15 protein-coding genes are annotated in these 17,604 nt (G+C 72.0%); 9 read left to right on the top strand and 6 right to left on the bottom strand.

Translation table 11 applies throughout. The features are described 5' to 3' along the window. Positions 1–2 precede the first annotated feature (2 nt). Both rhaI and ACTHM3_RS13760 read right to left on the bottom strand, forming a co-directional pair. Positions 3–1,169, bottom strand: a complete 1,167-nt coding sequence (gene rhaI, locus ACTHM3_RS13765; protein WP_440406756.1) for an L-rhamnose isomerase — start codon at positions 1,167–1,169, stop codon at positions 3–5. Positions 1,170–1,241: 72 nt separating this feature from the next. Continuing rightward, positions 1,242–2,177: an aldo/keto reductase gene (locus ACTHM3_RS13760; RefSeq protein WP_440406755.1), complete on the bottom strand. Its 936-nt coding sequence runs from the start codon at positions 2,175–2,177 to the stop codon at positions 1,242–1,244. Positions 2,178–2,220: 43 nt separating this feature from the next. Here ACTHM3_RS13760 and ACTHM3_RS13755 point away from each other — a divergent pair, with 43 nt between their 5' ends. The 5 genes from ACTHM3_RS13755 (at position 2,221) to ACTHM3_RS13735 (ending at position 8,860) form a co-directional block, all read left to right on the top strand. Further along, complete coding sequence (locus tag ACTHM3_RS13755; RefSeq protein WP_440406754.1) at positions 2,221–3,219, top strand: LacI family DNA-binding transcriptional regulator; 999 nt, start codon at positions 2,221–2,223, stop codon at positions 3,217–3,219. 175 nt (positions 3,220–3,394) lie between these two features. Continuing rightward, positions 3,395–4,699 carry an ABC transporter substrate-binding protein gene (locus ACTHM3_RS13750; RefSeq protein WP_440406752.1) on the top strand — a complete coding sequence of 435 codons (1,305 nt, stop codon included), beginning with the start codon at positions 3,395–3,397 and terminating at the stop codon, positions 4,697–4,699. Positions 4,700–4,774: 75 nt separating this feature from the next. Then, complete coding sequence (locus tag ACTHM3_RS13745; RefSeq protein ID WP_440406751.1) at positions 4,775–5,704, top strand: carbohydrate ABC transporter permease; 930 nt, start codon at positions 4,775–4,777, stop codon at positions 5,702–5,704. Beyond that, entirely contained in the window at positions 5,701–6,537 is an 837-nt protein-coding gene (locus tag ACTHM3_RS13740; protein WP_440406749.1) for a carbohydrate ABC transporter permease, read from the top strand. Before ACTHM3_RS13745 ends, ACTHM3_RS13740 begins: the two co-directional genes overlap by 4 nt. Positions 6,538–6,592: 55 nt before the next feature. Continuing rightward, positions 6,593–8,860: a family 78 glycoside hydrolase catalytic domain gene (locus ACTHM3_RS13735; RefSeq protein ID WP_440406748.1), complete on the top strand. Its 2,268-nt coding sequence runs from the start codon at positions 6,593–6,595 to the stop codon at positions 8,858–8,860. A 34-nt stretch (positions 8,861–8,894) separates the two neighbouring features. On the opposite strand, the gene ACTHM3_RS13730 is transcribed toward ACTHM3_RS13735, so the two are convergent. After that, the gene (locus tag ACTHM3_RS13730; protein ID WP_440406746.1) at positions 8,895–9,899 is read right to left on the bottom strand and encodes a LacI family DNA-binding transcriptional regulator; all 1,005 of its coding nucleotides are present in this window, start codon (positions 9,897–9,899) and stop codon (positions 8,895–8,897) included. 105 nt (positions 9,900–10,004) lie between these two features. Here ACTHM3_RS13730 and ACTHM3_RS13725 point away from each other — a divergent pair, with 105 nt between their 5' ends. Beyond that, positions 10,005–10,892, top strand: a complete 888-nt coding sequence (locus ACTHM3_RS13725; RefSeq protein WP_440406745.1) for an aminoglycoside phosphotransferase family protein — start codon at positions 10,005–10,007, stop codon at positions 10,890–10,892. Here ACTHM3_RS13725 and ACTHM3_RS13720 read toward each other — a convergent pair. Continuing rightward, on the bottom strand, positions 10,889–12,139 hold the full coding sequence (locus ACTHM3_RS13720) for an FAD-binding protein (protein WP_440406744.1): 1,251 nt from the start codon (positions 12,137–12,139) through the stop codon (positions 10,889–10,891). The genes ACTHM3_RS13725 and ACTHM3_RS13720 overlap by 4 nt on opposite strands. A gap of 67 nt (positions 12,140–12,206) precedes the next feature. On the opposite strand from ACTHM3_RS13720, the gene ACTHM3_RS13715 reads away from it, so the two are divergent. From ACTHM3_RS13715 to ACTHM3_RS13705, 3 genes are read left to right on the top strand one after another with little or no spacing between them, the layout of a single operon-like run. After that, positions 12,207–13,847 (top strand): circularly permuted type 2 ATP-grasp protein, encoded by a 1,641-nt coding sequence (locus ACTHM3_RS13715; RefSeq protein WP_440406742.1) that lies wholly within the window; start codon positions 12,207–12,209, stop codon positions 13,845–13,847. Beyond that, a complete protein-coding gene (locus tag ACTHM3_RS13710; RefSeq protein ID WP_440406741.1) occupies positions 13,841–14,770 on the top strand; it encodes an alpha-E domain-containing protein in 930 nt (309 codons plus the stop codon). The genes ACTHM3_RS13715 and ACTHM3_RS13710 overlap by 7 nt, the downstream gene beginning before the upstream one ends. Then, on the top strand, positions 14,767–15,612 hold the full coding sequence (locus ACTHM3_RS13705; protein ID WP_440406740.1) for a transglutaminase family protein: 846 nt from the start codon (positions 14,767–14,769) through the stop codon (positions 15,610–15,612). Before ACTHM3_RS13710 ends, ACTHM3_RS13705 begins: the two co-directional genes overlap by 4 nt. A 35-nt stretch (positions 15,613–15,647) precedes the next feature. On the opposite strand, the gene ACTHM3_RS13700 is transcribed toward ACTHM3_RS13705, so the two are convergent. Together ACTHM3_RS13700 and ACTHM3_RS13695 are read right to left on the bottom strand one after the other, a co-directional pair. Next, on the bottom strand, positions 15,648–16,499 hold the full coding sequence (locus ACTHM3_RS13700) for a C40 family peptidase (protein WP_440406739.1): 852 nt from the start codon (positions 16,497–16,499) through the stop codon (positions 15,648–15,650). Next, complete coding sequence (locus ACTHM3_RS13695; protein WP_440406737.1) at positions 16,496–17,590, bottom strand: mandelate racemase/muconate lactonizing enzyme family protein; 1,095 nt, start codon at positions 17,588–17,590, stop codon at positions 16,496–16,498. Before ACTHM3_RS13695 ends, ACTHM3_RS13700 begins: the two co-directional genes overlap by 4 nt. Between the last annotated feature and the right edge of the window lie 14 nt (positions 17,591–17,604).

Here is a 17,604-nt window from a genome sequence, read left to right as displayed (position 1 = left end):
GGTCAGGCCCCCCAGCCCGCCTGGGCCCCGCCCACGCGGTCGGCCACGATCGTCGCGGCGTAGCCCGACTCCGCATAGGCCCGCATCGGGTCCTCCGGCAGGCCCCGCGACGCGCGCCACTCGGCGAGAGCCGGGCGCACGTCCGTATAGAACGCGTCCATGAAGAGGCCGTTGGCGGTCAGCACGTCGCCCGCCCGCTGCGCCGCGTCGAGCGCGGCCGTGTCGACGAGGAGCGCCCGCGCCGTCATCTCCTGCACGTTGAGCACGCTGCGGATCTGACCGGGGATCTTGTCCTCGATGTTGTGGCACTGGTCGAGCATGAAGGCGGTGTCGCCATCGCCGCCGTACCCGCCCCCGCGGATGACCTCGACGAGGATCCGGAACAGCTGGAACGGGTCGGCCGCGCCCACGATGAGGTCGTCGTCGGCGTAGAACCGGGAGTTGAAGTCGAACGAGCCGAGCTTCCCGAGCCGGAGCAGCTGCATCACGATGAACTCGATGTTCGTGCTCGGCGCGTGGTGGCCGGTGTCGAGGCAGACGACGGCGCGGTCGCCGAGGGCGCTCACCTGCGCATAGCTGGTGCCCCAGTCCGGGACGTCCGTGTGGTAGAACGACGGCTCGAAGATCTTGTACTCGAGCACGAGGCGCTGGTTGTCGCCGATGCGCTCGTAGATCTTGGCGAGCGAGTCGGCCAGGCGGTCCTGGCGGCCGCGCATGTCGTCCTGACCCGGGTAGTTGGTGCCGTCGGCGAGCCAGATCTTGAGGTCGCGCGACCCGGTCTCGTTCATGATGTCGATGCACTCGAAGTGGTGGTCGATCGCCTTCCGGCGGATCCGGTCGTCGCGGTGGGTGACCGAGCCGAGCTTGTAGTCGTCGTCCTGGAACGTGTTCGAGTTGATCGTGCCGAGCGCGACGCCGTGGTCCTCGGCGCGCTTCGCGAGGTCGGCGTAGGAGTCGACCTTGTCCCACGGGATGTGCAGCGCGACGGTCGGCGCGAGGCCGGTGTGCCGGTGGACCTGCGCCGCGTCGGCGATCTTCTCGTAGGGATCGCGGGGCACGCCCGGCTGTGCGAAGACCTTGAAGCGGGTGCCCGAGTTGCCGAACGCCCAGGAGGGGAGTTCGATCGCCTGCTCGGCGAGGCGGGAGGAGATGGCGGCGAGGTCGACCATGACGGCTCTTTCATCGGGGATTGAAACGTTTTAACCCTAGAGCATTCTCGGCGCCGACGCGACATCCGAAGGTCACCAGACCGCGCCGGGCTCCAGGAGTGCACGGCCCGCGACGCCCTGCGGGTCGAGCACCGCGACGAGATTCGCGACGGCGGGGTCCAGCGCCGGGTCCCGCAGATCCGCGAGGGTCCGGGCGAGGCGCTCGGGCGAGCGGCTCGCCACGATCGGCACGACGACCGGGCTGATGGTCGCCGTCCACCGGGCGAGCACCGACTCGGGCCGGCGGCCGGCGACCTCGGCGACCTGCTCGAGCACCGCGCGGCGGCGCACGTTCTCGGCGCCGGCGAACTGGCCCCTCGGGTGGACGCCGGCGAACCACCCTCCGGACTGCGAGCTCCACGACAGATTCGGGATCCCGGTCTCCTCCAGCCAGCCCAGGGTCGGCGCGTCGAGGCTCTCCTCGCCCGCGAAGTCCGGCTCGGACAGGGGGCGTGCGAGGCCCGCGTAGTCGCTGACCGCGACGAGGTCGAGCCCCCGATCCTGCAGGGCGGCGCGCAGCTCCCGCGTGCGATCGAGCGACCAGTTGGAGACGCCGACCGCGGAGGTCAGCCCCTCGTCGACCAGGGTGCGGAGGGTGTCGGCGACGTCCGCGACCGGGCGCCCGACGTCGTCGCGGTGCAGCAGGTAGGCGTCGGCCGGCCGGCCCAGCTTCGCGACGCTCGTGCGCGCATCATGGAGCAGCGCGCCGCGGTCGAGCCTCGGCAGCCAGTCCGCGGGATCGGGGTGCCCGCCCTTCGTGAGCAGCTGCAGCCCCGGAACCTCACCGTGCGCGCGCAGCCATCCGCCGATGACGGCCTCGCTGTCGCCGTAGATGCGGGCCGAGTCGAGCACGCGGCCGCCCGCCTCCAGGTAGGTCGCGATCGAGGCGTCGACCGCGCCCGGCGCGCCCGCGGTGAACCAGGCGGTGCCGAGGACGGCGGGCAGGGAGAGGTCGAGGGAGCTGCGCACGCGCTCACGGTAGACCGCCGTGCCGCCCGCTACGGTGAAGCGCATGACGGCCGTCGGCATCCGCGAGGTCGCCCAGCGCGCCCGCGTGTCGGTCGGGACGGTGTCGAACGCGCTCAACCACCCGGAGCGGGTGTCGCCGGAGGCGCAGGACCGCATCCGCGCCGCGATCGCCGAGCTCGGGTACGTCCGCAACGACGCCGCGCGGGTCCTGCGAGCGGGCCGCTCCACCACGATCGGGCTGGTCGTCCTCGACGTGCGCAACCCGTTCTTCACGGACGTCGCGCGCGGCGCGGAGGAGGAGGCCGCGCACCATGGGATGGCGGTCATCCTCGGCAACAGCGACGAGCACCCGGGGCGCGAGGCCTCCTACCTCGACCTGTTCGAGGAGCAGCGCGTGCGTGGCGTGCTCATCTCGCCCTACGGCGACGTCGACGCACGGCTGCGACGACTGCACGAGCGGGGCATCGGCGCGGTGCTCGTCGACCGGGCGAGCGACGATCCGCGCTTCGGCTCGGTGTCGGTCGACGACGTCGCGGGCGGCCGTCTCGCGGTCGAGCACCTGCTGGCGATCGGTCGGCGGCGGATCGCGTTCGTCGGCGGGCCGGTGGGGATCCGCCAGGTCGCCGATCGCCTTGCGGGGGCGCGCGCGGCCGTCGACGCCGCGCCGGGTGCGACGCTCGACGTCGTGCCGACCGGCGCGCTCACGGTGCTCGAGGGTCGCCGCGTCGGGCTCGAGCTGCTCGCGGGGGCGCGCCCCGACGCGATCTTCGCCGCGAACGACCTGGTGGCGACGGGCCTCCTGCAGGCTCTCGTCATGGAGGGCTCCGCCCGCGTGCCCGACGACATCGCGCTCATCGGCTACGACGACATCGACTTCGCCGCCGCGGCGATGGTGCCGCTGTCGTCGGTGCGCCAGCCCGCCGCGCTCATCGGGCAGACGGCCGTGCGGATCCTGCTCGACCAGGAGGAGGCGCCGGACTCTCCGGCCCGGCAGGTGGTCTTCCAGCCGGAACTCGTGATGCGCGCGTCGACCGCCGGATAGGCGAACCCCTCGGCCGACGCGTCGGGATCCTCCTATTGAAACGTTCTAATCCGCCATGTACGGTGGGCGTGTGGACTGATCTACATGAATCGCACGATTCGGTCCTCGACCCTTCACCGTGGCGGAAGACGCCGTCCCTTACAGAGAGGTAAGACCCTTGAAGCAACGACGTTTCATGAGGCAGTGGGCCGTCGCCGGAGCGGCGATCGCGACCGTCGCCCTGGCGCTGACCGGCTGCTCCGGTGGCGGCAGCAGCGGGGGCAAGGTGACGATCCAGTTCCTGGCCGACAACGCGCCCGCCACCCAGGCGACGGCGAAGAAGTACGTGGCCGCCTTCGAGAAGGCCAACCCCGACATCACCGTCAAGATCCAGCAGCGCCCGGCCGGCGCCGACGGCGACAACATCATCAAGACGAAGCTGGCGACCGGCGACATGGAGGACGTCTTCCTCTACAACTCGGGTTCGCAGATCCAGGGCGACCACCCGGACCAGCGACTCGTCGACCTTTCGCAGGAGTCGTGGGCGAAGGACGTGACGAGCGACTTCAAGGCGAGCGTCGCCGGCACCGTGAAGGGGGCGTTCTACGGCGCACCGTTCGGGACGTCGTTCTCCGGCGGAGTCATGTACAACACCAAGGTCTATGAGCAGCTGGGCCTCAGCGTTCCGAAGACGTGGGACGAGTTCATCTCCAACAGCGAGAAGATCAAGGCCGCCGGGATCACGCCGGTGCTGCAGACCTTCGGCGACACGTGGACGAGTCAGCTGTTTGTGCTGGCGGACTTCGCGAATATCACGGCGACGGACAAGAACTGGGCGAAGGACTACACGGCGAACAAGTCGGACGCGAAGTACTCCAAGCAGCCGGGGCTCCTCGGGTTCCAGCACACGGCCGAGGTGTTCCAGAAGGACCTGGTCAACAAGGACTACGCGTCGCTCACCAACGTGAACGGCCTGAAGGAGCTCGCCGAGGGCACCGCGGCGCAGTACCCGATGATCACCAGCGTGCTGCCGAACGTGCAGCAGTCCGACCCGGACAAGATCAACGACATCGGCTACTTCGCGCTGCCGACCAGCGACGGCACCGCGCCGCACATGACCGTGTGGGAGCCGAACGCCCTCTATATCCCGAAGTCGACCACCGGCGACAAGCTCGCGGCCGCCAAGAAGTTCGTCGCGTTCGCGTCGACCAAGCAGGGCTGCCAGATCCAGGTCGAGGCTCAGCTGCCGACGGGCCCGTTCGCGACGAGCGCGTGCACGCTGCCGTCCGACGTCCCGACCCTCGTCAAGGACGAGCAGAAGTACCAGGACGACGGCGACACGGGCCTCGCGCTCGAGTTTCTCTCGCCCATCAAGGGACCGAACCTGGAGAAGATCCTCATCGCGGTGGCGACCGGTCAGAACACGGCCGCCCAGGGCGCCGAGCTCTACGACCAGGACGTGACCAAGCAGGCCCAGCAGCTGGGCATCAAGGGCTGGTAATCGGCTCGTCGGAACGCGCGGGGGCCGGTTCTCACCGACCGGCCCCCGCGTCCCCCGCTCGGTGAGGAGCATCTGGTGACCACAACGACCGCTGTGCCGGTCCAGAGCCTTCCGGCCGGACCCGCCCGACGAGGAGGCACGCGCCGCGCCCGGCGCAGCGTCTATCCCTCGTGGTTCTACATCCCCGCGATCGCGCTCTACATCGTGTTCTTCGCGGTCCCGACGTTCGCGTCCTTCTACTTCGCCTTCACGCGCTGGTCGCTGTTCGACTCGACCTTCATCGGGTTCGACAACTTCGTGCAGTTCTTCCAGGACCCGCAGCTCGTCAACGGTTTCATCCACACCTTCGAGTACGGGTTCGCCACCTCGGCGATCAAGGTCGTCCTCGGCCTCGCGCTGGCGGTGCTCCTGACCTCCCCGGTGCTCGGGCGCGGCTACCTGCGCGCGGTCGTGTTCTTCCCCGTGCTGGTGTCGACGATCGGCGTCGGCTTCATCTTCAAGAACCTGCTCGACCCGTTCCACGGCATGGTCAACGCCGTGCTCGGTGCGGTCGGGCTGCCCAAGCCGGGATGGTTCACCGACCCGAACATGGCGCTCGGCACGATCGCCGGCGTCGACGTCTGGAAGGGCGTCGGCATCGCGACGCTCATCTTCATGGCGGGCATCGTCGCGATCCCGCAGGAGTACTACGAGGCGGCTCGGATGGACGGCGCCTCGAGCTGGCGGATCTTCCGCTCGATCACGCTGCCTCTCTCGCGGCCCGCGATGGGTACGGTCGTCATCCTGTCGCTCATCGGCGGCCTGCGCTCGTTCGACGTCATCTGGGCGACGACGGGGGGTGGCCCCGGCTTCGCGAGCGACGTGATCGCCTCGGTGATCTACAAGGAGTACCAGTTCGGCCTCTACGGCCTGTCGACCGCGGGCAACGTCATCCTCTTCCTCGTCGTGACGGCGATCATGGTGCCGGTCTCGTGGTTCATCAACCGGCGGGAGGTGGAGCTGTGAGCCGCCGCCTGCAGGTCCGTCGCTGGGTGGTCGGGATCGTCGCGATCCTGGTGTCGATCGTCGTCTTCCTGGTGCCGTTCGCGTTCGTGGTTCTCCAGGCGGCAAAGACGCCCGCGGAGGCGTCGAACCTGAACTTCGCGCTGCCGACCAAGTGGGTCTTCTTCGACAACCTCGTGCAGGTGCTGCAGGCGAACGACGGGATCGTCATCACGGCGTTCGTCAACAGCATCGTCCTGACCGTGTTCAGCGTCGCCGTGATGGTGGTCTTCTCGGCGATGGTCGGCTACGTCCTGCAGCGCAAGAAGACGCGATGGAACCCGGTCATCAACTTCTTCGTGCTCGCGGGGCTCATCGTGCCGCCGGCCGTCGTGCCGACCATCTGGCTGCTCCAGGGGCTCGGGATCTTCAAGACCCTGTTCTCCGGCGTGGTCATCGAGGCCACCTTCGGGCTCTCGTTCTCGATCCTGCTGTTCCGCGCGTTCGTCGCGACGATCCCGCGGGAGCTGGACGAGGCGGCCGTCATCGACGGCGCCGGCCCGATCCGGTTGTTCTTCCAGGTCGTCCTGCCGCTGCTGCGGCCGGTCATCGTGACGGTCATCGTCGTGCAGTCGGTGGCGGTGTTCAACGACTTCCAGAACCCGCTGTACTTCCTGCCCGGAAGCGACCTCGCGACGGTGCAGCTGACCCTCTACAACTTCCAGAGCCAGACCCTCAGCCAGTTCAACCTGCTGTTCATGGACGTCCTGCTGATCACGATCCCGCCGCTGATCCTCTACATCTTCTTCAACCGCCAGATCGTCGCCGGCATGACGTCCGGCGCAATCAAGGGCTGAGCTCCGGCTCCGCTTCCACGACCATCACCACCGCTCCACCATCCGGAAGGACGCCATGACCTGGCACGCCCGCTTCATCGCCCCCGCACAGGACCTCGACTCGGCACCGCTGCTGCGTCGCGAGTTCGCCCTCGAGACCGGACACGGCGCCGTCCGCTCGGCGGAGCTCGCCGTCACGGCGCTTGGGGTGGTGGAGCCGCAGCTGAACGGCGCGCCGGTCTCGGACGCCCTCCTCACCCCGGGGTGGAGCTCGTACCAGTGGCGCCTGCGCGTCGCGCGCCACGACGTGACGGACCGCCTCGCCGAGATCAACGTCCTCGGCCTCGCGCTCGGCAACGGCTGGTACCACGGCCGCCTCGGCTGGTCGGGCAAGTCGCACCTCTACGGCGACACCGTCGCGGGATTCGCGGAACTCACGATCACGTTCGAGGACGGCGCCACGCAGGTGGTGGCAACCGACGACTCCTGGAGCGCGGGCCCGAGCGGGGTCCTGGCGAACGACCTCTACGACGGCGAGACGATCGATGCGCGACGCCGGGACGACGCCTGGCTGCGGCCCGGGTTCGCGGGCGAGGGCTGGTCGGCGGCGCGCGTCGTCGAGCACGACCTCGAGACCCTCACCGAGTACATCGGGCCGCGCGTCTCGCCGCGCGAGGAGCTCCCCGTCCAGCGGATCTGGACCTCGCCGAGCGGCAGGACGCTCATCGACTTCGGGCAGAACCTCGTCGGCTGGATCCGGGTGCGCGTGCAAGGCCCGGCGGGCACGGAGATCGTCGTGCGGCACGCCGAGGTCCTCGAGCACGAGGAGCTCGGGACCCGGCCGCTGCGCTCCGCGAAGGCCACCGATCGCTACGTGCTGAGCGGCGGCGAGGACGTCTTCGAGCCCACCTTCACCTTCCACGGGTTCCGATTCGCAGAGGTCGAGGGCTGGCCGGGCGAGCTCCGGCCCGAGCACCTGACCGCCGTGGTCATCGGCTCCGAGCTCGAGCGGATCGGCACCTTCGAGAGCTCCGATCCGCTGCTGAACCAGTTCCACCGCAACGTCGTCTGGGGGATGCGCGGCAACTTCGTCGACGTGCCGACCGACTGCCCGCAGCGCGACGAGCGCCTCGGCTGGACGGGCGACATCGCGGCATTCGCCCCGACGGCCGCCTACCTGTTCGACGTGGAGGACTTCCTCGCCGACTGGCTGCGGGACGCGGATCTCGAGCAGCAGCACCGGGACGGCGTCGTGCCCTTCGTGGTGCCCGACGCCATCACGCTGTTCGGCATGCCGAACGGTTCGCACGGGGACGGCACCACCCCGACGGCTCTGTGGGGCGACGCGGGGGTGTGGGTTCCGTGGGCCCTCTACCAGGCCTACGGGAGTACGAAGCTGCTGGAGCAGAACTTCGGCCTGATGTCGGCGCACGTCCGCAAGATCGCCTCGGTGCTGTCGCCGACCGGTCTCTGGGACACCGGGTACCAGTTCGCCGACTGGCTCGACCCCGACGCCCCGCCGGAGGCGCCGGACAAGGCCAAGGCCGACCCCAGCGTCGTCGCGCAGGCGTGCGGCTACCGCTCGGCCCGCATCGCAGCGGAGGCGGCCGCCGTGCTCGACCGGACCGCGGAGCACGCGGAGTTCTCGGCCCTGGCCGAGCGCATGCGCGATGCGTTCACCGAGCACTACGTCACAGACGGCGTCGTGAAGAGCGACTGCACCACCGTGTACGCGCTCGCGATCGCGTTCGACATGCTCTCCGACGCTGATCGGGCACGGGCCGGCGACCGGCTCGCCGAGCTCGCCGAACTCGCCGGCTTCCGGATCTCCACCGGCTTCGCGGGAACGCCCTTCATCACCGACGCGCTCACGCTCACCGGGCATGTGGACGTCGCCTACCGCCTCCTCCTGGAGCAGCAGAACCCGTCGTGGCTGTACTCGGTCACGATGGGGGCCACCACGGTCTGGGAGCGCTGGGACTCGATGCTGCCCGACGGCACCATCAACCCCGGCGAGATGACGTCGTTCAACCACTACGCCCTCGGCGCGGTGGCCGACTGGATGCACCGCACGGTCGGCGGGATCGCACCTCTGGAGCCCGGCTACGCCAAGATCCTCGTCGCGCCGCAGCCGGGCGGCGGCCTGACCTCGTCATCGGCGTCGCTCGCCACGCCGCACGGCACGGTATCGGTGGACTGGCGCGTGGATGGCGGCACCTTCACCGTCGACGTCGTGGTGCCCGAGGGCGCCCCGGCGGTCCTGCGGCTCCCGGGCGCGGACGACGTCGAGCTCGGAGCCGGGCGGCACTCCGCGTCGGTCGAGCTCGCCGGCGCGAGCGCCTGACGCTGAGGGGAGGCGCTACGCCGAGCGCCTCCCCTCAGCGCGCGCGCGTCGACGACCGGTGCTCCAGGGTCGGCTCGACGACCTCGTGCACCGCGGTCGTCCTCCCCTTGATGCGTTCCAGCAGGAGCTCGATCGCCCGGGCGCCCATGGTTTCCCCGTGCTGGTCCATCGTCGACAACGACACCAGGGGATGTGCGGCAATCGCCACGCCGTCGTACCCGATGACGGAGAGCTCCACGCCCGACTGGACGGCGGCGCTCATCGCGCCGAGTGCGAGTTCGTCGTGACCCGCGAAGATCGCTGTGGGCAGCGGGCGGCGCGCCAGTCGTTCGAGCATTGTCTCGTGCGCGAGCTCCTGCGCGATGTCGACGCGCAGCACCTCGGCCAGTGCGCCTCGCCCGCTCTCGTTCATCGCCTCCTCGTAGACGCGGACGCGCACGCCGTGCGGCGTGTACGGGCGGGTCGCGCTCTCGGCGATCGTGAGATGCACGATCGACTCGTGCCCGAGCTCGAAGAGATGCTGCATCGCGCGGCGGGCCCCGAGCTCGTCATCGCTCTCCACGCTGTCGTACAGAGCGGATCGATCGTGTCGGCCGAACATCACGACGGGAACGCGCCTGGCGACATCGTCGAGCCACTCCGGCTCGACGAGCGGGGCGATGGCGATGAGCCCGTCGACCTGATGGTCGAGCAGAGCCTCGACGGCGCGCGGCTCGAAGGGGTTGAAGTTGGCCGGCGCCAGGATCATCTGGTAGTCGGTGTCGGCCAGAGCGGCCGACGCGCCGCTCAGCACCCGCGAGAAGAACTGGTTCTTGAGGTCCGGGACCTCGAACCCGATCGTGTATGTCGAGCCGCGCATGGCGCGGGCGGCGACCCGCGGGCGGTACGACAGCTGCTGGATCGCGGCACCGACCCGCTCGCGCATCGCTGGGCTCACCCCGTAGGCGTTGCGGAGCACCTTCGACACCGCGGCTCGCGACACCCCGGCGAGCCTCGCGACGTCCTCGATCGTGGCGGCTCCGCTCCGCGCCCGCGGCATGACATGCTCCTCGCGCCCCCGACGCCTGCTGTCGGGTTGCTCCGACCCTAGCGGCCGTAGAGCGATCCACGGCTCCCTGGCGCCCCGCGGTGCCAGGATGATCGCGTGCCCGCCCCGCCGTCCGAGGTCGATATCACGCCCGAGCTGGTGGCCGCCCTGCTCCGCACCCAGCACCCGGACTTCGCGGGTGAGGTCCGGTTCGTCGCGCACGGCTGGGACAACGACATCTACCGGGTGGGCGACCGCCTCGCCGTGCGGATGCCGCGGCGGGAGCTCGCGGTGCCGCTCGTCGCGAACGAGCAGCGCTGGCTCGCGGAGCTGGCGCCGCACCTCACGGTTCCGGTGCCGGTCGCCGTCGCCGCCGGCGCTCCGGGGGCGGGATACCCGTGGCCCTGGAGCGTCCTGCCCTGGTTCGACGGAGATCCCGCCGACCGCCTGACTCCGGTGGAGCGACGCGCGCTCGCCGAGCCGCTCGCCGAGGCCCTCCTCTCGCTCCACCGCCCCGCCCCGCCGGACGCGCCGGTCAATCCCTACCGCGGCGTCCCGCTCGGGCAGCGCGATGCGTCCGTGCGGGAGCGGATCGCGGCGCTCGACGACGACAGTCGGGGCGCAGCGCTCCAGGAGTGGGAGACGGCGTCCGCCGCCGCGCCGAACGCGGTTCCGGTCTGGGTGCACGGCGATCTCCATCCGGGCAACGTCCTCGTCGGCCCGGACCGGGAGATCGCGGCGATCATCGACTTCGGCGACATGTCCGGCGGCGACCCGGCGGTGGATCTCGCGGCCGCCTGGCTGTTCTTCGATCCGGTCGGGCGGGACGCCTTCCGCGCGCGCATCGATCGGACCGGGCGCGACGCTGCCCTCTGGCGACGGGCGCGGGGGTGGGCGCTCGCCTTCGCACTGGGACTGCTGCACGAGTCCGACGGCTCGGACCGCATGGTGGGGCTCGGCCGCTTCGGCCTGCGCGAGCTCCTGGGCGACTCGGCGACCTCCTAACGCAGCCCGAGCCGCTGCAGGTGCGGCCCGGCGAACACCGCCGCGGGATCGAGCCGCTCGAAGACGGCTCGCGCGTCGGCCGCGCGCGGCACCACCGCCGCGATCCCGGTGGCATCGAGATGGTGGACCTTGCCCCAGTGCGGACGCGCGGCGAACGGCGCGAGCGCCTCCTCGACCACGTCGACGGCACGTGACACCGCCTCGGCGTCGTCGGCCCAGGTGAAGTGCAGCGCCACGCTGTCGCGCTCGTACGCCTCGCTCAGCCAGAGGCCGTCCGCGGCGACCGTGCGGATCTCGCTCATCAGCAGGACGCCCGCGAAGCGCCCAGCGACGCGCTGGACCGCCTCGATCGCCGCGGGGGCGTCGACGCGGGCCACGAACCACTCGCTCTGGATCTCCGCGCCGGCGCTGGGAGTCGAGTCGACCCGGAAGTGCGGCAGCGCCTCGAACCACGGGGCGAGCCGGCCCTGCTCGGTGACGTTGGAGTCGGGGGCGTCGAAGATCGTGGCCTGCGGGAGGCGGCGGGCGCCCAGCCACTCCTCGGGCGCCGCGTCGACATCCAGGCGTCGCTTCACGAACGCGAGTGCCGGCCCGTCGCCCGCCCAGTCGGGGGTGAACAGGCTCACGCTGTAGCCGCCGCCGGTGACGGCGTCGAGGCCGCCGAGCACCGTCCCCCACGGCAGCCCGCCGTACACGTCCTGCCGGATCGCGTAGGTCGGCTGCACGTCGAGCGTCAACCGCACGACGACGCCGAAGGCGCCGAGGCCGACCGGCAGGGCGTCGAAATCGGGCTCGCCGCGCCGGGCCGTGACCAGCTCCCCCCGCGCATCGACGTACTCGATCTCGCGGACCGCGGTCGCGAGGCCGCCGTTGCGGTCGCCGGAGCCGTGGGTGCCGGTCGCGGTCGCGCCGCCGATCGAGATGTGCGGCAGCGACCCCATGTTGTGCAGCGCGAACCCGGCCGCGTGCACGACCGGCGCGACCGCGCCGTACCGCGCGCCGGCGCCGACCGACACCGTGCCGGCCTCCGCATCGACGCGGATGTCCGGATCGATCCCGGTCACGGTCACGAGGGTCCCCTCGGTGTCGGCCAGATCGGTGAACGAGTGGCGGGTGCCGAGCGCGCGCACCGGCCCGCCCGCGCGGACGAGCTCCTGCACCTCCTCGACGGTGCGCGCCTCGACCAGGCGGGGCGCGGCGAACCGGTGGGTGCCGGACCACGTGGTGCCGACGTCGGGGGAGCTCATGTCGATCACCCTAGGGCGGTGTCCGGGGCGAAACACGGCGGCAACATCGCCTCACTACGCTCCCGACATGGCGGACCTGTTCGACGGGTACGGCCCCGTCGCCACCCGAGGGCGGGGCGCCGCGCCATGGGACGAGATGTTCCCCGATCCGCGCCGGGCGCGCGACGCGCGCGCGCCCTATCGGGAGGTGCACGCGGCCCTCGCGCGCATGACCCAGGCGGAGCTGCGGGGCCGGACCGAGGCGCTCGCCGACTCCTACCTCGCGCAGGGTGTCACCTTCGACTTCGCCGGCGAGGAGCGGCCGTTCCCGCTCGACGCCGTGCCGCGCGTCATCGCGGAGGACGAGTGGCGCCACGTCGAGAGCGGCGTGCGGCAGCGGGTCCTCGCGCTCGAGCGCTTCCTCGCCGACGTCTACGGCCCGCAGGAGGCGGTCCGCGACGGCGTCATCCCCGCGCGGCTGGTGTCGTCGTCGACGCACTTCCACCGTGCCGCGGCCGGCATCGACCCGGCCAACGGGGTCCGCATCCAGGTCGCCGGCATCGACCTCATCCGCGACGAGCAGGGCGCCTGGCGCGTGCTCGAGGACAACGTGCGCGTGCCGTCCGGCGTCAGCTACGTCATCTCGAACCGCCGGGTCATGGCGCAGACGCTGCCGGAGCTCTTCACGACCATGCGCGTGCGCCCGGTCGGCGACTACCCGCAGCGGCTGCTCGGCGCCCTCCGAGCCGCCGCCCCGCACGGCATCGAGGACCCGAACATCGTGGTGCTCACCCCGGGCGTCTACAACTCGGCCTATTTCGAGCACACCCTCCTCGCCCGCCTCATGGGCGTCGAGCTCGTCGAGGGGCGCGACCTGTTCTGCTCCGACGGGCGCGTCTGGATGCGCACCACCGCGGGGCCGACGAAAGTCGACGTGATCTACCGCCGCGTCGACGACGAATACCTCGACCCGCTGCACTTCCGGGCCGACTCGATGCTGGGCTCCCCCGGGATGCTCCTCGCCGCCCGCCTCGGCAACGTCACGATCGCCAACGCGGTCGGCAACGGCGTGGCCGACGACAAGCTCGTCTACACCTACCTACCCGACCTCATCCGCTACTACCTGGGCGAGGATCCGGTGCTGCCGAACGTGCAGACCTGGCGCCTCGAGGAGCCGGGCGCGCTCGAGGAGGTGCTCGACCGCCTCGACGAGCTCGTCGTCAAGCCCGTCGACGGCTCGGGCGGCAAGGGGCTCGTCGTCGGGCCGGACGCGACCGCCGCCGAGCTCGCCGCGCTCGCCACCCGGCTCGCGCGCGACCCGCGCGGCTGGATCGCGCAGCCGGTCGTCCAGCTCTCCACGATCCCGACCCTCGTCGAGGACGGGATGCGGCCCCGGCACGCCGACCTGCGCCCGTTCGCCGTCAACGACGGCCACGACGTCTGGGTGCTGCCGGGCGGGCTCACCCGGGTCGCCCTGCCCGAGGGGCAGCTCGTCGTCAACTCCTCGCAGGGCGGCGGCTCGAAGGACACCTGGGTCGTCGGATCCGACCCGCTCGCCACCCCGGAGCACGACGTGCGCGCGCTCGTCTTCGACCAGACCGTGGCGACCTCCGCGATCCCGATCGTCTCGCCCGGCGCGCACCTCCAGGACCACAACCCGGAGGACGCGCCCCGGCAGGACCAGCAGCAGCAACAGCAGCAGACCCGTGCGGCGGGTGCGCCGTGCTGAGCCGGATCGCCGAGAGCCTCTTCTGGATCGGCCGCTACATCGAGCGCAGCGACGGCACCGCGCGCATCCTCGACGTGCACCTGCAGCTGCTGCTCGAGGATCCGTGGGTCGCCGAGGACGCGGCCTGCCGATCGCTGCTCGGCGTCATGGGGGTCTCGGTGCCGTCGGAGGAGCCGGTCGGCCGGGGCGACGTCCTGCAGCTGCTCGCGGTCGACCGCGCGCAGCCGGCGTCGATCGCGTACTCGCTCATCGCCGCGCGCGAGAACGCCCGCCGCGCGCGCGAGGTGGTCAGCACCGAGCTCTGGGAGGCGCTCAACACCACCCGCTCGCGGATGCCGCGGCGGGTCGCCGCGGAGAAGGTGCACGAGTTCTTCGCCTGGGTCCGCGAGCGCGCGGCGCTCTCGATCGGCATCGCGGACTCGGCGACGAGCCGCGACGAGGCCTGGCACTTCTTCACCCTCGGACGCTCGCTCGAGCGGGCCGACATGACCGCGCGACTGCTCGCGACGCGCTCGCTCAGCGAGGTGTCGGGGCCGTCGTGGACGACGATCCTGCGCTCGGTCGGTGCGTACGAGGCCTACCTGCGGATGTACCGCGGCGTGCCGAGCGCGCGCAACGCCGCCGAGTTCCTGCTGCTCGACCGGCTGTTCCCGCGCAGCATCCTGTTCTCCGTGGCCCGCGCCGAGCAGTGCATGCGCGAGATCGAGCCGGGCGTGGCGCGGCTCGGGGTCGGCGACCCGACGCTCGTGCTCCTCGGCCGCATCCGCAGCCAGCTGGAGTATCGTCCGATCCTCGACATCATCGACGACCTGCCGCACCAGATGGACGAGGTGCAGCTCGCGATCAGCGCCGCGAGCGAGACGATCCGCCGCCGGTACTTCCCCTCCGAGACGGCGCCGAGCTGGAACGGGAAGATCTCGTGACGCGACTCCGCATCCGGCACGAGACCGGCTTCCGGTACGAGGGCGAGGTCACGGCCTCCTACAACGAGGCGCGGATGCTGCCGGCGAGCTTCGACGGCCAGCTCGTGCTGCACTCCCAGCTCGACGTGCAGCCGACGGCCGGGCAGCGCGGATACGTCGACTACTGGGGGACCCGGGTCTCCTCGTTCGATGTGCTGCAGCCGCACACGCGACTGACCCTGACCGCCACGAGCGTCGTCGAGGTGCGCCCGCGCGAGCATCCGGTGCACCGGCTCGGCTGGGAGGCGCTCGCCGACGAGGCGGAGCGGCGCACCGAGTTCGTGGAGCAGCTCGCCCAGACGCGCCGCACCGAGCCTCCCGCGGAGCTCGTCGAGCTCGCCCGCGAGGCGCTCGCCGCGTCCGACTCGCCCTGCGACGCCGCTCTCGCGATCGCGCGGCTCGTGGGCGAGCGCATCGCCTACCTGCCCGGGTCGACGAGCGTCACGTCCACCGCGGCGGACGCCTGGGCGGCGGGCTCGGGCGTGTGTCAGGACATCACCCACCTGGCGGTGGGCGCGCTGCGGTCGGTCGGCATCCCGGCCCGCTACGTCAGCGGCTACCTCCACCCGGTGCCGGAGGCCGAGATCGGCGTCGCCGTCGAGGGCGAGTCGCACGCCTGGGTGGAGTGGTTCTGCGGATCGTGGCGGGGCTTCGATCCGACGAACCTGATCGAGGTCGGCGACCGCCACGTCCGCGTCGGGCACGGACGCGACTACGGCGACGTGGCCCCGCTCCGCGGCGTGTATGCGGGGCCGGCGGGCTCCGAGCTCTTCGTGCGCGTGCAGATCACGCGCGAGGCCTGACCGGCGGAGGCGACGGCGCGGAGCCGGGAATTCGATCAGCCGGACGCGACGCGTCGGTAGCGCACGACGTCGTCCGGATACTCGGCGACGTCGGCCTCGGCGACCGGGAAGCCGGTGCGCGGCGCGTGGATCATGCGGTCGGCGGTGAGGGCGAGGCCGGTGTGGTGCACGGTGCGTCCGTCGTCGAACAGGACGGCGTCGCCCTCGCGCACGTCACGCGCGGCGACCGGGAGTCCGGTGAGCGCCTGATCGGATGCATCGCGCGGCACGACGACGCCGACCGCGCGGCGGGTGAGGTGCACGAGCCCGGAGCAGTCGATGCCCCATCCCGAGAGGCCGCCCCACAGGTATCCGAGGCCGAGGAGCGCGCGGGCCAGCTCCGTGGGGCGGAGCGCGGCCCGCGCGGATCCGGCGGCGACGGCGGCGGCATCGAGACGCAGGAGCCGCCCGTCCGGATGGCGGAGCGCGCCCGGACCGGCCTCGTCGAGAACCGTGCCCAGCGAGAGGACGAGCCGCTCCCCGTCGTCGGCGACCGCGTGCGCCGTGCGGGCGGTGACGACGGCGCCGGCTCGCGGGTCCGCCGGTCCCGATCCCGGGGCGAGGTGGGGGGTCGGCACCCAGCCGGGGTAGCCGTCGAGCGCGCGGTGGGTGGGCTGCCAGGGGAGGCGGACCCGGCTCCAGCCGTCCGACTCCTCGACGACGATCGCGGGCTCGCCGAGGAGCGTCTGCGTCACGACCCGTCCGTGCAGGTCGAGCCGCGCCGCGTCGTCCAGGGCGGCCGCCCAGCCGTCCGGGTCGGGCCGGTCCGCGACGGCCGCCGCGTCGAGATCGTGCGGCGCGTCGGGCGCTGCCCACACCGCCGTCGCCGGCACGACGACGCGCATCATGCGCCCGCCCCCACGATCCCCGTGATGCCTGTGCCGGGCGCATCCGGCAGCACGATGGTCGCGCCGTCGTACTGCGCGCCGCCCTCGACCGGGGACCGCGCCAGCCAGGTGCCGCCGTCGAGATCGTGCGTGCCGCCGCCCACGGTCGCCGCGAGCGCCGCCGCCGCGGCGATCCCGACGTGACTCTCGAGCATGCAGCCGACGATCACGCCGACGCCCTCGGCGTGCGCCGCCTCCACGAGGGCACGGGCTTCGCCGAGGCCGCCGGACTTCGCGAGCTTGACGTTGACGAGGTCCACCCGGCCGAGCGCGAGCAGCTCGCGCAGCTGCCGACGGGTCCAGACCGACTCGTCGGCGAGCACCGGCACGTCGACGGCGTCGGCGACCCGGACGAGACCCGCGAGGTCGTCGCGGGCGACCGGCTGCTCCACCAGCTCGAGGTCGACCCCCGCCTCCTCGACGGCGCGGATCACCGCGATCGCCTCGTCCGGATCCCAGGCCTGGTTCGCGTCGACGCGGAGCGCGACGTGCGGCCCGACCGCGTCGCGCAGCAGGAGCAGCAGGGGGAGGAGGTCGGCGGCCGGTCCGGCCTTCACCTTCAGCACGTCGAACCCCTGGGCGACGCGCGCGGTGGCATCGGCCAGCAGCCCGTCCCACGCGTCGCGTCCGCTCGGCAGCGACAGCGTGACGTCGGTGCGGACGGAGCCGGTCCCGGCGCCGAGGAAGCCGTGGAGCGTACGGCCGGCGGTCCGGGCCGCGAGATCGAACATCGCGCAGTCGACCGCCATGCGCGCCGCGTGGTTGCCGACGATCGCCGCGGCGAGCGCGCGGGAGGCCTCATCCGGATCGTGGGTCGGCAGCCCGGTCACCGCGGGCGCCAGCGCGCCCTCGACCGCGGCGACGACGCCCGCCGGCGACTCGCCCGTCACCCGCCAGCTCGTCGGCGCCTCGCCCCAGCCCGAGCGACCGGCGTCGTCGCGGACCTCGACGAGCACCGAGCTCAGGGTGTCCGACCGCCGCACGGCCGTCACGAACGGGCGGAGCAGGGGGGACTCGACGCGGTGCGTCACGACCTCGGTGACGACGCTCACGGCATCCACGCTAG

Source organism: Pseudolysinimonas sp. (genome assembly GCF_051954455.1).
Lineage (GTDB): Bacteria > Actinomycetota > Actinomycetes > Actinomycetales > Microbacteriaceae > Pseudolysinimonas.
The sequence above is the reverse complement of the archived record's forward strand: the minus strand, read 5'-3'. Positions and strand labels throughout refer to the sequence as shown.